This is a genomic window from Streptomyces sp. NPDC014907 (assembly GCF_055562975.1).
Window position 1 is genome coordinate 284067 of sequence record NZ_JBVHEG010000001.1, and the last position, 14274, is coordinate 298340.

Annotated in this window: 10 protein-coding genes; 5 read left to right on the plus strand and 5 right to left on the minus strand. The window is 75.4% G+C overall.

All coding sequences use genetic code 11. From position 1 onward, the window contains the following. Positions 1 to 152: 152 nt before the first annotated feature. Positions 153 to 1502: a maltokinase N-terminal cap-like domain-containing protein gene (locus tag ACZ3IL_RS01235; RefSeq protein ID WP_467385496.1), complete on the plus strand. Its 1350-nt coding sequence runs from the start codon at positions 153 to 155 to the stop codon at positions 1500 to 1502. A 196-nt stretch (positions 1503 to 1698) separates the two neighbouring features. Next, on the plus strand, positions 1699 to 4074 hold the full coding sequence (glgB, locus tag ACZ3IL_RS01240; RefSeq protein WP_467385497.1) for a 1,4-alpha-glucan branching enzyme: 2376 nt from the start codon (positions 1699 to 1701) through the stop codon (positions 4072 to 4074). A 114-nt stretch (positions 4075 to 4188) separates the two neighbouring features. Here glgB and ACZ3IL_RS01245 read toward each other — a convergent pair whose 3' ends face one another. From ACZ3IL_RS01245 to ACZ3IL_RS01260, 4 genes are all read right to left on the minus strand, one after another. After that, positions 4189 to 6426, minus strand: a complete 2238-nt coding sequence (locus tag ACZ3IL_RS01245; RefSeq protein ID WP_467385498.1) for a HelD family protein — start codon at positions 6424 to 6426, stop codon at positions 4189 to 4191. A gap of 226 nt (positions 6427 to 6652) precedes the next feature. After that, entirely contained in the window at positions 6653 to 6994 is a 342-nt protein-coding gene (locus ACZ3IL_RS01250; RefSeq protein ID WP_467385499.1) for a thioredoxin family protein, read from the minus strand. Positions 6995 to 6999: 5 nt separating this feature from the next. Continuing rightward, positions 7000 to 7416, minus strand: coding sequence for a MerR family transcriptional regulator (locus ACZ3IL_RS01255; protein ID WP_467385500.1), 417 nt, complete (start codon positions 7414 to 7416; stop codon positions 7000 to 7002). A 176-nt stretch (positions 7417 to 7592) separates the two neighbouring features. Then, positions 7593 to 8945, minus strand: a complete 1353-nt coding sequence (locus ACZ3IL_RS01260; RefSeq protein ID WP_467385501.1) for a cation:dicarboxylate symporter family transporter — start codon at positions 8943 to 8945, stop codon at positions 7593 to 7595. Between the two features lie 189 nt (positions 8946 to 9134). Between ACZ3IL_RS01260 and ACZ3IL_RS01265 the strand changes: the two genes are divergently transcribed. The 3 genes from ACZ3IL_RS01265 (at position 9135) to ACZ3IL_RS01275 (ending at position 12734) form a co-directional block, all read left to right on the plus strand. Further along, entirely contained in the window at positions 9135 to 11129 is a 1995-nt protein-coding gene (locus tag ACZ3IL_RS01265) for a sensor histidine kinase (RefSeq protein ID WP_467385502.1), read from the plus strand. Further along, positions 11126 to 11830 carry a response regulator gene (locus ACZ3IL_RS01270; protein WP_467385503.1) on the plus strand — a complete coding sequence of 235 codons (705 nt, stop codon included), beginning with the start codon at positions 11126 to 11128 and terminating at the stop codon, positions 11828 to 11830. Before ACZ3IL_RS01265 ends, ACZ3IL_RS01270 begins: the two co-directional genes overlap by 4 nt. 295 nt (positions 11831 to 12125) lie before the next feature. After that, positions 12126 to 12734, plus strand: a complete 609-nt coding sequence (locus ACZ3IL_RS01275) for a helix-turn-helix domain-containing protein (protein ID WP_467386754.1) — start codon at positions 12126 to 12128, stop codon at positions 12732 to 12734. A 119-nt stretch (positions 12735 to 12853) separates the two neighbouring features. Here ACZ3IL_RS01275 and ACZ3IL_RS01280 read toward each other — a convergent pair whose 3' ends face one another. Beyond that, on the minus strand, positions 12854 to 14068 hold the full coding sequence (locus ACZ3IL_RS01280; RefSeq protein ID WP_467385504.1) for a helix-turn-helix domain-containing protein: 1215 nt from the start codon (positions 14066 to 14068) through the stop codon (positions 12854 to 12856). Positions 14069 to 14274 lie beyond the last annotated feature (206 nt).

Below are 14274 nucleotides of genomic sequence, written 5' to 3' on the forward strand. Positions count from 1 at the left end.
GTCCATACGGGCCTTCTTCCCGGGCCCATACGGATCTTCCCCTTCCGACACGTCCCGCACTTCCGGACAGCCCAAGCCGCCATCCGGGACACTCTGCGCATTTGAACGTATACGAACGCCATTTGCGCGCCCCGGGGAAAGGACGCGACGCCATGCCGGAGACCGCATCCACCACCCGGGCACCGGACGCCCTCCTCCCGTCCCTCGCCCCCCTGCTCCACGACTGGCTGCCACGGCAGCGCTGGTTCGCGGGAAAGGGCCGCCGGGTCACCGGATTCACCCTGGACGCGGCCACCGAGCTGCTGCCGCTGGACGGCCCGGGGCCCGGCCTCCTCCACCTGCTCGTACGGGTCGAACAGCCGGGCCGCCCGGCCGGTTCGCCCTCCGACTGCTACCAGTTGCTCCTGGGCGTGCGGGCCCAGCTCCCGCCCCGCCTCGCCCCCGCCCTGATCGGGCGCGTCCGGCAGGGGCCGCTCGCCGGACGGGCCGTCTACGAAGGGCTGCGCGACCCGCGGCTCGCCGGCCTCCTCTACGAACGGCTGCGCACCCCGGGCCGGACCGGCCCCCTGCGCTTCCACGCCACCAGCGCCCTGCCGGGCGCGCTCGCGCCCCGCATGCTCGACGCCGAACAGTCCAACTCCTCTCTCGTCTACGGGGACGCGTACATCCTCAAGATCTTCCGCCGGGTGAGCACCGGCGCCAACCCCGACCTGGAACTGCCGCTCGCGCTCGGCCGGGCCGGCTGCGCCCGGGTGCCCGCGCCGGTCGCCTGGTTCGAGTCGGGGGCCGCGACCCTCGGGGTGCTCCAGCCCTATCTGCGGGACTCCCGGGACGGCTGGCGGCTCGCGCTCGACGCGCTGGCCGCCGGACGGGAGTTCACCGCCGAGGCGCGGGCGCTCGGCCGCGCCACGGCCGAGGTGCACCTGGCACTGGCCGCCGCGCTGCCCACGCGGCGGCTGGGGAAGGAGGAGGCGGAACGACTGGCCGGCGCGATGGACCGGCGGCTCCACGCGGCGGCGCAGGCCGTGCCCGCGCTGCTGCCGTACGTGCCGGGGCTCCGGGCCGTCTTCGCGGCGGCGGGCGGGGCCGCCGGGGCGGGCGTGCTCCAGCGCGTCCACGGCGACCTGCACCTGGGCCAGACCCTGCGGGGCTCCGACGGGGCCTGGGCGGTCATCGACTTCGAGGGCGAGCCCGCGAAGCCGCTGGACGAGCGGCGCAGTCCCCAGCCCACGGTCCGCGACGTCGCCGGGATGCTCCGCTCCTTCGACTACGCGGCCCGCACCCACCGCCCCTGGAACGCCGACTGGGCGGCCCGCTGCCGCGCCGCCTTCTGCGCCGGCTACGCCGGGGCGGCGGGCACCGACCCCCGCTCGGACCCGGCGCTCCTGCGCGCCTACGAGACCGACAAGGCGGTCTACGAGGTCGTCTACGAGGCCCGCCACCGCCCGGACTGGCTCCCGGTCCCGATGGCCGCCATCGAACGTCTGGCGGCGGTCCCGTGAACCGCCCGTGCCGGACCGGAGCGCCCGCCCGCGCGGCCGCTCCCCCGTCCGGAGCAGCGCCCCGGACCGCCGTGCCCCGCTCCCGCCCGCGGAAAGCCCGGCCCGCCCCGTTCGGCCGAGTGTCCCGGGCGCCCGGCGGGCCGTTCCGTATCCGTGTACCCCTCTCCCTCTTCTCCCGCCCCCAGGAGGCTTCGCCGTGACCGCCCGATCCGCAGGAAAGACGTCCACAGCCAGGAAGGCGCTCGCGTCGGACACTGCCGGGAAGGCGCCCGCGTCGGACCGGTCCGCCGTGCGGAAGGCACCCGCTCCGGACCGACCGGCGGCGCGGAAGGCGCCCGTTCCCGACCGGCCCGCCGTGCGGGAGGCGCCACCGCTCGACCCGGGCGACCGGGCGCGGCTGCTCGCCGGGGAGCACCACGATCCGCACGGGGTGCTCGGCGCGCACCCGGTGCGCGGCGGCGTGGTGGTGCGGGTGCTGCGCCCGTTCGCCCGTGAGGTCGCCGTCCTCGTCAAGGGCCGCCGGATCACGCTCCACGACGACGGGGACGGCCTCTTCTCGGGGCTGCTGCCGCTGCTCCGCAAGGTGCCCGCCTACGAGCTGCGGGTGCGGTACGACGGAGGGGCCGGGGACGCCGACGGCACGGAACTGGCCGTGCAGGACCCCTACCGCTTCCTCCCCTCGCTCGGCGAGCTGGACCTCCACCTGATCGGGGAGGGCCGCCACGAGGAGCTGTGGAAGGCCCTGGGTTCCCGGGTGATGACGCACGAGGGCGTGACCGGCACCCGCTTCGCGGTCTGGGCGCCCAACGCGCGCGGGGTGCGGGTCACGGGCGAGTTCACGTGCTGGGACGGCACGGGGCTGCCGATGCGCTCCCTCGGCTCGACGGGCGTGTGGGAGCTGTTCGTGCCGGGGATCGGCGAGGGCGCCGTCTACAAGTACGACATCACCCGGCCGGACGGTTCGCACACCCTGCGGGCGGACCCGATGGCCCGCCGGACCGAGTGCCCGCCGAACACCGCGTCGATCGTCACCGAGTCGCACTACGCGTGGGACGACCGCGAGTGGATGGAGCGGCGGGGCAACCGCCCGGCCCACGAGTCCCCGCTCTCGGTGTACGAGGTGCACCTGCCGTCCTGGCGGCCGGGGCTCACCTACCGCGAGCTGGCCGAGCACCTGCCCGCGTACGTGCGGGACCTCGGCTTCACGCACGTGGAGTTCATGCCGGTCTCCGAGCACCCCTTCGGCGGCTCGTGGGGCTACCAGGTGACCGGGTTCTACGCGCCGACGGCCCGCATGGGCACCCCGGACGACTTCAAGTACCTGGTGGACGCGCTGCACCGGGCGGGCATCGGGGTCCTGATGGACTGGGTCCCGGCGCACTTCCCGAAGGACGACTGGGCGCTCGCGGAGTTCGACGGGCGGCCGCTGTACGAGCACGAGGACCCGCGCCGTTCGCACCACCCCGACTGGGGGACCCTGGAGTTCGACTACGGGCGCAAGGAGGTGCGGAACTTCCTGGTCGCCAACGCCGTGTACTGGTGCCAGGAGTTCCACATCGACGGCCTGCGGGTGGACGCGGTCGCCTCGATGCTCTACCTGGACTACTCGCGCGAGCACGGCGAGTGGGTGCCGAACGAGTTCGGCGGCCGGGAGAACCCGGACGCGGTGGCGTTCCTCCAGGAGATGAACGCGACCGTGTACCGCCGCTGCCCGGGGATCGTGACCTTCGCGGAGGAGTCCACGGCCTGGGACGGCGTGACGCGTCCCACGGACCAGGTGGGGCCGGGCGGCTTCGGCGGCCTGGGCTTCGGCATGAAGTGGAACATGGGCTGGATGCACGACTCGCTGGAGTACGTGCAGAAGGAGCCGGTGCACCGGAAGTACCACCACGACGAGATGACGTTCTCGATGGTGTACGCGTACAGCGAGAACTACATCCTGCCGATCTCGCACGACGAGGTGGTGCACGGCAAGCGGTCCCTGGTGTCGAAGATGCCGGGCGACTGGTGGCAGCAGCGGGCCAACCACCGCGCCTACCTGGGCTACATGTGGGCCCATCCCGGCAAGCAGCTCCTGTACATGGGGCAGGAGTTCGCGCAGGGCGGCGAGTGGTCGGCGGACCACGGCCCGGACTGGTGGCTGCTCGACCCGGCGTACGGGGCGGAGGCCGACCACCGGGGCGTGCGGGACCTCGTCCGCGACCTGAACACGGTGTACACGGCGACGCCGTCGCTGTGGGAGCGGGACACCTCCCCCGAGGGATTCGAGTGGGTGGTGGGGGACGCGGCCGACGACAACGTCTTCGCGTTCCTGCGCTTCGACGGCCTCGGCTCGCCGCTGCTCGCCGTGTCGAACTTCTCGCCGGTGGTCCGGAACGACTACCGGCTCGGCGTGCCGGACACCTTCGCGGCCTGGACGGAGGTGCTGAACACGGACGCGGCCCGGTACGGGGGCTCGGGCGTGACCGGCACCGATCCGGTGAAGACCGAGTCGGTGCCGTGGCACGGGCGCCCGTCCAGCGTGCGGATGACGCTGCCGCCGCTGGCGACGGTCTGGCTCAGGCCGGCTTGAAGGAGGCGGGCCTGAGGCACGGGCCCGGCCGGCCCCGGGTACCGGCGGGGTCCGGGCCGGGGTCCCGGGCCCGGACCGGGCCGGGAACGCCCGCCGGGCCCGGCCGCCCGCCGGTCAGCGGGCCGGCCTGACGATCCCCAGCCGCTGGGTGGCCCGGGTCAGCGCCACGTACAGGTCGTTCACGCCGTGCGGGACGCCGGCCCGGATGCCGTCCGGGTCGACCACCAGGACCGTGTCGAACTCCAGGCCCTTCGCCTGCCGGGGGTCGAGCAGGACCACCGGGCGGGTCAGGTCCGGGGCGGTGCCGTGGGCGGCGTCCGGCAGGGCGGCGAGCAGGGCGGGGTGCAGCTCCGCCGGGGCGATCACGGCGAGCCGCCCGTCGGGGCGGAGCTCGTCGGCGACCGCGCGGGCGGTCTCCGCCACCGGGTCCGGGACGGTCCGGTCCCAGGGCTCGACGCCGGTGGAGCGCACCGAGCCCGGCGGTTCGAAACCGGGGTCGGTCTCCCGGCGGACCGCGGCGGCGACGGCCATGATCTCGGCGGGCGTGCGGTAGTTGACGCCGAGCCGGACCAGTTCCCAGCGGTCCTCCACGTACGGGGCGAGGATGTCCTCCCAGTCCCCGACGCCGGCCGGGTCGCCGGTCTGGGCGGGGTCGCCGACCAGGGTCATGGAGCGGCTGGGGCTGCGGCGCATGAGGAGCCGCCAGGCCATCGCGGAGAGTTCCTGGGCCTCGTCCACGATGATGTGCCCGAAGGCCCAGGTGCGGTCGGCGGCGGCCCGCTCGGCGGCGCTGCGGTGGTCGGCCTCCTCGTGCCGTTCGGCGAACCGCTCGGCGTCGATGACGTCGTGGGCTGAGAGGACCTCCGAGGCGTCCTTGTCCCGCTCCTCCTTGTCCTCGAACTCGTAGGTGCGGGAGGCGTAGGAGACATCGAGGACGCCCTGCGCGTACTGGATCCGCTTCTGCCGCTCGGCCTCCTCGGCGGCGCGGGCGGCCGAGTCGTCCTCGCCGAGGAGTTCGGCGGCCTCGTCGAGCAGGGGCACGTCGGCGGGGGTCCACGCGCCGCCCTCGCGGCGGATCGCGGCGGCGTCCTCCCCGGGGAGGTGGGTGGGGTCGGCGAGGTAGTCCGCGAGGAAGTCCTGCGGGGTGAGGGCGGGCCAGAGGGTGTCGAGGGCGGCGTGGACCCCGGGGTTGGCGGCGACGCCCTTGGCGAGCAGGGCGATGTCGTCGGGTCCGAGGAAGTTGGGGCCGCCGTAGGGGTCGGCGCCGATCCGGTCCGCGAGCTGCCGCGCGAGGTCGTCCAGGACCCGGAAGACGAAGTACGGACGGGCGAGGTTGTGCGGGAGGGCGGTCTCGCGGGCCCGGTGGCGGGCCTCCAGGGCCATGCCCCGGTCGATGACCAGGTCCCCGTCCTCGTGGGGCACCACGAGGGGTTCGTCGTGCGCGGGGACCCGCTGACGGTCGCGCACGGCGGCGGCGAGGACGCCGGCCATGGCGGCGGAGCCCTTCACGGCGGCGGCGCGGGGGGTGTCGGTGCCGGTGGCGCGGACGCCGGGGAAGAGTTCGGCGGGGGTGGCCAGGAGGACGCCGGTCTCGCCGAGGGAGGGCAGCACGTTGCCGATGTAGCCGAGGAAGGCGGGGTTGGGGCCGACGACGAGGACGGCCCGCCGGGCCAGCTGCTCGCGGTGGGCGTAGAGGAGGTAGGCGGCGCGGTGCAGGGCGACGGCGGTCTTGCCGGTGCCGGGGCCGCCCTCCACGACGAGGACGCCCCGGTGCGGGGAGCGGATGATGGCGTCCTGCTCGGCCTGGATGGTCTGCACGATGTCGTGCATGCGGCCGGTGCGGGCGGCGTCGAGCGAGGCGAGCAGCACCTCGTCGGCGTCCCGGCCCTCGTGCCCGGTGCGGGTGGTGTCGGCGAGGTCGAGGACCTCGTCGTGGAGGGACGTGACCGTGCGTCCGGCGGTGCCGATGTGCCGGCGGCGGGAGAGGCCCATCGGCTCGTACCCGGTGGCGAGGTAGAAGGGGCGGGCGACCTCCGCGCGCCAGTCCACCACGAGGGGGGTGCGGTTCGGGTCGTCCTCGCGGATGCCGAGCCGGCCGATGTGGTGGTCCCGTCCGTCGCGGAAGACGAGGCGGCCGAAGCAGAGCCCGCTCTCCCCCGCGTTGAGCGCGGAGAGCAGCCCGGACTGCTCGGCGACCATCACGTCCCGTTCGAGCCGGCTCTGGTTGTTGCCGGTGCCGGGGGCGCGCAGGGCCCGCTCCACGGCGTCCTCGGCCCGGTCCCTCAGCGCGTCGAGCCGGGTGTAGAGATCGGTGATGAATCGCTGTTCGTTCCGGAATTCCTCGGTTGACAATTCGACTCCCGGCGCGATACGGTGTGGTTATTCAACTTCTCCGCGCCATTTGGCATGCCTTCGGTATGCGCGGGCACGGAATTCACCAATATACGCGACGCAATACCCCGACCGTCAATTCCGGTCGGGGTATTTCCGTATGTGCCGCCGGACGCCCGGACGGGAGCGGGTCCGGGTTCCGGCCCGCCCCCGTCCGTGGACCGGCCGGCGGGGCCGGCGCGTCCGGTCAGCCCCGGAGCACGTCCTCCAGCTCCTCCAGGAGACGGCGCTTCGGGCGGGCGCCGACGATCGACCTCACCGGCTCGCCCCCCTCGAAGACCATGAGGGTCGGAGTCGCGAGGACCCCGTAGCGGGTCGTGGTGCCCGGGTTGCGGTCCACGTCCATCTCCACGATCCGGAGGCGTCCGGCCTCCTCCCGGGCGATCGCGCCGAGCACCGGCTTCAGCTGGCGGCAGGGCCCGCACCACGTGGCGGTGAACTTCACCAGGACCGGCAGCCCGGACTCCAGCACCTCCGTGCCGAAGTCCGCGTCCGTGACCTCGGCCACGTCCTCCGTGTACGTCGTCATCTCCGTCACCCTTCCGTCTCCGCGTCCCGTTCCGTACCGATCTCGCACCGGGGCTCCGGACCGTGCGGCAGCTCCGCCTCGGCCCGGAGCAGCTGGGCCCCGACCTGGGCGCGCACCGCCCCGAGCTGCGCGATCAGGGCGTCCAGCTCGGCGACCTTCCGCCGGTAGACGGCGATCGAGGCCGGGCAGGAGTCCCCCGCCGGGTGCCCCGCGCGCAGACAGTCGACGAACGGGCGCGTCTCCTCCAGCTCGAACCCGAAGTCCTGGAGGGTCCTGATCTGCCGGAGGAGCCGCAGGTCGTCCTCGTCGTACGTGCGGTGGCCCCGGTCCGTGCGCCGGGCGGTCAGGAGACCGCGCGACTCGTAGTACCGCAGGGTCCGCGTGGTGGTTCCGGCCCGCTCGGCCAGCTCTCCGATGCGCATGCCCCGACCGTAGGCCTTGACGTCGGCGTCAGGGCAAGGGCCGGCCCTCCGGCCCGTGCGCGGAGCGGGCCCCGGATCGCGCCGGAGGCGGCCGGACCGCCGCGCGCCGGACGTGTTCCCGGTCCGGCGGGGCGGCGGGGCCCCTCCCTCCGCCGGAGAGGGGGAGAGGGAGTCCGTCAGACCGCCGCGGGGGTCTTCTCGCCCTCCCCGTCCGCCCGCTGGTCCGTGACCGGGGCCGGCGCGTGGTCGTCGAGCAGGGTCTCCTCGTCGAAGGGGACGCGCCCGGCGAGGACCTCGGCCATCCGCTCCTTGTCGACCTCCTTGGTCCACGTGCCGACGAGCACCGTGGCCACCGCGTTGCCCGCGAAGTTGGTGAGGGCGCGCGCCTCGCTCATGAAGCGGTCGATGCCGACGATCAGGCCGACCCCGTCGACCAGCTCGGGGCGGTGCGACTGGAGGCCGCCCGCGAGCGTGGCGAGGCCCGCGCCGGTGACGCCGGCCGCCCCCTTCGAGGCGATGATCATGAAGACGAGGAGCGAGACCTGCTCGCCGAGCGAGAGCGGGTCGCCCATCGCCTCGGCGACGAAGAGCGAGGCCATCGTGAGGTAGATGGCGGTGCCGTCGAGGTTGAAGGAGTAACCGGTCGGCACCGTGATGCCGACGACCGGCTTGCTGACGCCCAGGTGCTCCATCTTCGCGATGAGGCGGGGCAGCGCCGACTCGGAGGAGGAGGTGGAGAGGATCAGCAGGAACTCGCGGCCCAGGTACTTCAGGAGGGCCCAGATGTTGATCCCGGCGACCAGCCGCAGGATCGCGCCGAGCACGACGAAGACGAAGAGCCCGCAGGTCAGGTAGAAGCCGATCATGATGACGGCGAGGGACTTGAGGGCGTCCATTCCGGTCGCGCCCACGACGGCCGCGATCGCGCCGAACGCGCCGACCGGAGCGGCCCACATGATCATGGCGAGGATGCGGAAGACGAGCCGCTGGACGTGCCCGATCCCGCGCAGCACCGGCTCCCCGGCCGCCCCCATCGCCTGGAGCGCGAAGCCCGCGAGCAGGGCGACCAGGAGGGTCTGGAGCACTTCGCCCTCGGTGAAGGCGGAGACGAGGGTGGTGGGGATGATCCCGAGCAGGAAGTCCGCCGTGGACTCGCTCGCGCCCGCCGCCTGCTTGGCGCCGGCCTCCGCGACCTCCTTGGTGAGGTGGAGCCCGGAGCCTGGCTCCAGGAGGTTGCCGACGAGCAGACCGATCGCGAGGGCGACGGTCGACATGACCAGGAAGTAGCCGAGGGCGAGACCGCCGACGGCGCCGACCTTCGCGGCCTTCCGGACCGAACCGACACCGAGCACGATCGTGCAGAAGATGATCGGGGAGATCATCATCTTGATCAGGTTGACGAAGCCGGTGCCGAGCGGCTTGAGCTCGACGGCGACGCCCGGCGCCAGGAAACCGACCGCGATGCCGAGCAGAACGGCTCCGATGACGGCCAGATACAGATAATGGGTGCGGTCCCGGCGTGCGGCCACGGGTCCTCCTCGTGCTGGTGGGTGTCCTTCGGGCGTCCGCGTCCCGGTGGATCCCCGCGACTATCCACCAGCCTGTGACCCGGGTCACCGTTGCGTGCCTTTCGTTCACGGCCGGGGCGGCGGAGCGGGCCGGCGGGACGCCCGGACCGCGACTCCGGCGCCCGGACCGGGGCGTGCACACTTACCGGCATGCGCGTCCCCCTCTCCCGGCTCTCCCGGCTCTCCCGGTTCCCCCGGCCCCGCAGCCTGGCCGGCCAGCTCTTCGCGATGCAGATCGTGCTCGTGGCCGCCGTCGTGGCGGGGTGCGCGGTCTTCGCGTACGTCACGGACCGGGCCCAGGCCGAGGAGACCGCGCGGCGCCAGGCGACGGCGACCGCCGCGGCCGTCGCCGACTCCCCGTCCGTGGTGGCGGCGGCGCGTTCCGCCGACCCGTCGGCGGCGCTCCAGCCGTACGCGGAGTCGCTGCGCCGCCACGCGGACGTCGCCTTCGTGGTGGTCATGGCCCCGGACGGCACCCGCTGGACGCACCCGGACCCGGACCAGATCGGCCGCACGTACCTCGGCCACATCGAGGAGGCCCGGCGGGGACGGGTCCACTCCGAGACCCACCTGGGGGTCCTCGGCCCGTCCGTGCGGACCGTGGCGCCCGTCTTCGACGGCGGCGGACGGGTCGTCGCCCTCGTCAGCGCGGGCATCACGATCGAGCGGATCAGCGAGCAGGTGCGGGAACAGGTGACCGCCCTGCTCGGCACGGCGGGCGCGGCGCTCGCGCTCGGCGGGGCGGGGACGTACGTCGTCAACGCGCGCCTGCGCCGCCACACGCACGGCATGAACGCCACGGAGCTGAGCCGGATGCACGACTACCACGAGGCCGCCCTGCACGCGGTCCGGGAAGGGCTCGTGATGCTCGACGGACGGCGGCGGATCGCCCTGATCAACGACGGGGCGCGGGAGCTGCTGGGCCTGGACGAGGGGGTCGTGGGACGCCCGGCGGCGGAACTCGGCCTGCCCGCGCCGCTGACGGGGGCGCTGCTCTCCTCGGAGCCGCGCGTGGACGAGACCCACCTGACGGCGGACCGGGTCCTCGTCGTCAACACCCGTCCGGTGGTGGGCGGGGAGCGGCGCGGAACCGTCGTGACGCTCCGGGACCGCACGGAACTCCAGGCGCTCTCGGGCGAACTGGACTCCGAGCGGGGCTTCACCGAGGCCCTGCGCTCGCAGGCGCACGAGGCGGCGAACCGGCTGCACACGGTCGTCTCGCTCATCGAACTGGGCCGGGTGGACGAGGCGGTGGAGTTCGCGACGGCGGAGCTGGAGCTGGCGCAGGCGCTCACCGACCGGGTCGTGGACGCCGTGGGCGAACCCGTCCTCGCCGCACTGCTGCTCGGCAAGGCGGCGCAGGCCAACGAGCGGGGCGTGGAACTGGTCCTCACCGAGGACAGCCGCATCGACGACGGCCGGGTGCCGGCGGCCCTGCCCGCCCGGGACCTGGTCACGATCCTGGGCAACCTGATCGACAACGCGGTGGAGGCGGTGGGCGGGACCCCGCACGCGCGCGTGACCGTCACGGTCGCGGCCCGCGCGGGCGACGGGGAGCTGCTCCTCCGGGTCGGGGACAGCGGGCCCGGCGTCCGGTCCGCCGACCGGGACGCGGTCCTGGGGCGCGGCTGGTCCACCCGGGGTCCCGGGCGCGGCCTCGGCCTCGCCCTGGTGCGCCAGGCGGTCTCCCGCGCGGCGGGCACGCTGGACCTCGCGGACGGCGAGGAGGGCGGGGCGGAGTTCACCGTACGGCTGCCGCTGGGGAGGAACGGGACGGACCGGGAGCCGGGGGCGGGACGCGAGCCGGGGATGGGCCGGGGGTGGGAGCCGGGACCGGAACGGGGGCCGGGAACGGACCGGGGGCCGGGAACGGGACCGGAGCCGCCGTCCGGGCCGGGCCGTGTGCCCGCGCCCCGGAACGACGGCGCGGGCGGGCTCCGTGCGGGCGGCACCTCCGGCACGGGGAGCGGCCGTTCCGGCGCGGAGGACGGCCGCTCCGGCATGGGGGACGGACCTCCCGACGTGGGGGACGACCGTTCCGGCGCGGAGGACGGCCGTTCCGGCGTGGGAGACGGCTGCCCCGGGGCGGAGGGCGGGTCCACCCGTGCGGCGGACGGTCGTTCCGGGCCGGGGGTGACGGCGTGAGGACGGCACCCCTGCGGGTCCTGGTCGTCGAGGACGACCCCGTGGCGGCGGACGCCCACGCGCTCTACGCGGGGCGCGTCGAGGGGTTCACCGTCGTCGGGGTCGCCCACTCGCGGGCCGCCGCCGCCCGCCTGCTCGACCGGACGCCCGTCGACCTGATCCTGCTCGACCTGTACCTGCCGGACGGTCACGGCCTCCAGCTCCTCCGCGCCCTGCGCGCCGCCGGGCACACCGCCGACGTCATCGCGGTGACCTCCGCGCGGGACCTGGCGGTGGTCCGGGAGGGCGTGTCCCTGGGGGTCGTCCAGTACGTCCTGAAGCCGTTCGCCTTCGCGACCCTCCGGGACCGGCTCGTCCGGTACGCCGAGTTCCGGGCGGCCGCCGGGGAGGCGTCCGGGCAGGACGAGGTGGACCGGGCGCTCGCCGCCCTCCGCGCCCCGCACCCGGCCGCGCTCCCCAAGGGCCTGAGCGCGCCCACCCTGGAGTCGGTCACCCGCACCCTCAGGTCCGCTCCGGGCGGGCTCACCGCCGCCGAGGCGGGGGCGGCCGTGGGGATCTCCCGGATCACCGCGCGCCGCTACCTGGAGCACCTCGTCGCCGAGGGCCGGGCCGTGCGCGCGCCGCAGTACGGGCAGATAGGGCGGCCCGAACTCCAGTACCGCTGGCTCGACGGCCCGGCGCGCCCGGCGGGGAGCCGCTGAGCCGGCGGCCGCTGCACGGCCGCCGTGCATGCTCCGGGGCGGCGGACGCGGCCCGGAAGGGCACGGGAGGGCCGCGCGCGGGCACGGGAGGGTCGCGGGAAGGCCGCGCACGGGCGCGGGGCGGCTTTTGAGCGGTTACCGTCCGGTTCTCCGGTTCCCCCGTTCCCACAGCTCCGCATGTTTGGGTGAACACACCGTAGCCACCCGTGACCCTCCCCCCTACGGTGGCGGCGTGCACCAAGCCTCCCCTCCCTTCGACGCCCTGGCCGCGCGCCGCCTGCGCGAAGGCCTCGGCATGGCCCACGGCCACGTCGCGTACGGCCTGCGGGCGCAGTACGACGTCCTCGTCACGCCCGACACCGTCCTCGACTGGGAACACGGCCGGGCCACGCCGAACGCGCGGGAACTCACCGCCCTCGCGGGCGTCCTGTGGTGCTCCCCCACCGACCTGCTCACCGCCGCCTCCACCCTGCGCGAGCACCGGACGGCGCGCGGGCTGGCCCCCGAGGAGCTGGCCCGGCGGGTGGGGCTCGCGGCCTCCGCGTACCGGCGGATGGAGGAGGAGGGCCGCTGGCGCGGCACCGAACGCCAGACCGCCGCCCTCGCGGACGTGCTCGGTCTCGGCCCGCGCGCCCTGATCACCGCGACCGGCGGCGACGAGCGCCTCACCGGACTGCTGCGCGACGCGGCCACCACACGCTGGCAGGCGTACGTGAAACCTGCGGTGCGGATGGTGCCGCTGCCCCGGAGGACCCTGGAGTCGGCGCTCCAGCGGCTGCACGCGGACTACCACGCCCGGATGGCGGCGACCGGCGGTTGGGGAGCGTCGGGGACCACCGGCGACGAGGGCCGGGCCTACCTGGACGACGTCCTCGCCCACTTCTGGGCGGCCGCCGGAGCCTGAAGTCCGGCGGGTACGGGGACGCGGCGCCCGGTGCGCCGGGCGGGCCCGCCCCGTACTCCGGCCCGCCCCGTACCCCGGCCCGGCCGGGAGCCCGGTTCCGGTGGTCCGCCGGACGGGGCTCAGTCCCGCCGGGGGAAGTCGAAGAGCTGGCCCGCGCCGTCCGGTGCGCAGGGGGCCTGGGCGAGGCGGGCCCAGGCGGCCGTGCGGTCGCCGACGACGGTGACGCAGCTTCCGGGGGTCGCGGAGCCGACGGGGACGATCCGGTAGCCCTCGACGGGGGTGCCGTACGGCTCCAGGGCGAACTCCTCGACCCGGGTGGGGTCGCCGCACTCGGAGTCCTCGTACGCCGCGCCGGGCACGCGGCCGCCGGAGGGTATGCCGGAGCAGCCGGGGCCGTAGTCGGGGTGGTGGGTGACGATCCGCCACCGGCCGCCGCCCGCCGCCGCGAGCGAGTAGAGCGGCACGTCCGCCTCGTCGCACGGCACCTGGTGGACCTGGCCGGTGCGGGTGCCCCGCCGCTCGCCGAGGCAGAAACCGGTGCCGGCGACCCGGACCCGCACGTCGCCCGCGACGGGGGCGACGGGGGTACGGGGCGGCCCGGGGCGGCCGTCCCGCAGGAAGGCGACGACGCTGACGCCGGCGAGCACGAGGGCGGTGACCGCGACCGCCGGGACGAGGAGGCGCCGTATCCGCGACCGGGCTTCCGTCCCCCCGGCGAGGACCTCGCCGGGGCCGGACCGGCGGGACGGGCCGCCGGGAGCCGCGCCGGCGGGAGGGGCGGCGGGTGCCGCTTCGGCGGGAGGAGCGTCGGCAGGAACCGCTTCGGCGGGAGGAACGCCGGCAGGGGCCGCGTCGCCGGGAGCCGCGTCGGCAAGAGGGGCGTCGGCGGAAGCCGCGTGGCCGGAAGGAGTCCCGCCGGGAGGGGACCCGCCGGAAGGAGTCCCGCCCGGAGGGGTCCCGGCGGGCGTGCCGCCGGCACGGGGGGCCGGCACGGGGTGGCCGCCGGTCCCGTCCCGGTCCGGTGCGGCGTCCGGCGGCCCGTACCCCCTCCGCTCCGCGAGGGCCCCGCGCGCCGCCCGCCACTCCTCGGGCGCGGCCGGTCCGGCCCCGCACGCGCGGACGAAGGCGATCAGGAGTTCTTCGCGGGGCAGGGTCGTGCGGGCCAGCATGTTCGCCACCGTGGAGCGGGGCAGGACGTCACCGTGCTCCTCCGCGCGCGCCGAGAGTTCGCGGTAGGTCAGACCGGACCAGTCCTTGAGCGCCCGGAGGCGCGCGAGGAATTCGGCGGGGGTCCGGGCCCCCCGCGGGTCAGGGGCGTGCTCCCCCGGTGTCATCCGTGCCTCCCCCTCCGCCGGACAGGGTCGGGACATGTCCGGGACAGGCCCCAAGCCTTGTTGATCGCGCGCCGCGGCTCAAGAGTGGAACCCGGCGTTTCCAGGAGGACGCCGGGCGCGGGAAGCGGCCCCGACCGTTCACGGGGGGACGGTCGGGGCCGCTCGGCCGTACGGTGCCGGTCACCCCGGCCCGGGGCCGGGGCCGG

What these genes read in the sequence shown, in the direction of transcription:
- ACZ3IL_RS01235 (WP_467385496.1), top strand. Translation starts at nt 153, where the DNA reads ATGCCGGAGACCGCATCCACCACCCGGGCACCGGACGCCCTCCTCCCG.
- ACZ3IL_RS01250 (WP_467385499.1), bottom strand. Translation starts at nt 6,994, where the DNA reads ATGACGACGTACACGGAGGACGTGGCCGAGGTCACGGACGCGGACTTC.
- ACZ3IL_RS01255 (WP_467385500.1), bottom strand. Translation starts at nt 7,416, where the DNA reads ATGCGCATCGGAGAGCTGGCCGAGCGGGCCGGAACCACCACGCGGACC.
- ACZ3IL_RS01265 (WP_467385502.1), top strand. Translation starts at nt 9,135, where the DNA reads ATGCGCGTCCCCCTCTCCCGGCTCTCCCGGCTCTCCCGGTTCCCCCGG.
- ACZ3IL_RS01275 (WP_467386754.1), top strand. Translation starts at nt 12,126, where the DNA reads ATGGCCCACGGCCACGTCGCGTACGGCCTGCGGGCGCAGTACGACGTC.
- ACZ3IL_RS01280 (WP_467385504.1), bottom strand. Translation starts at nt 14,068, where the DNA reads ATGACACCGGGGGAGCACGCCCCTGACCCGCGGGGGGCCCGGACCCCC.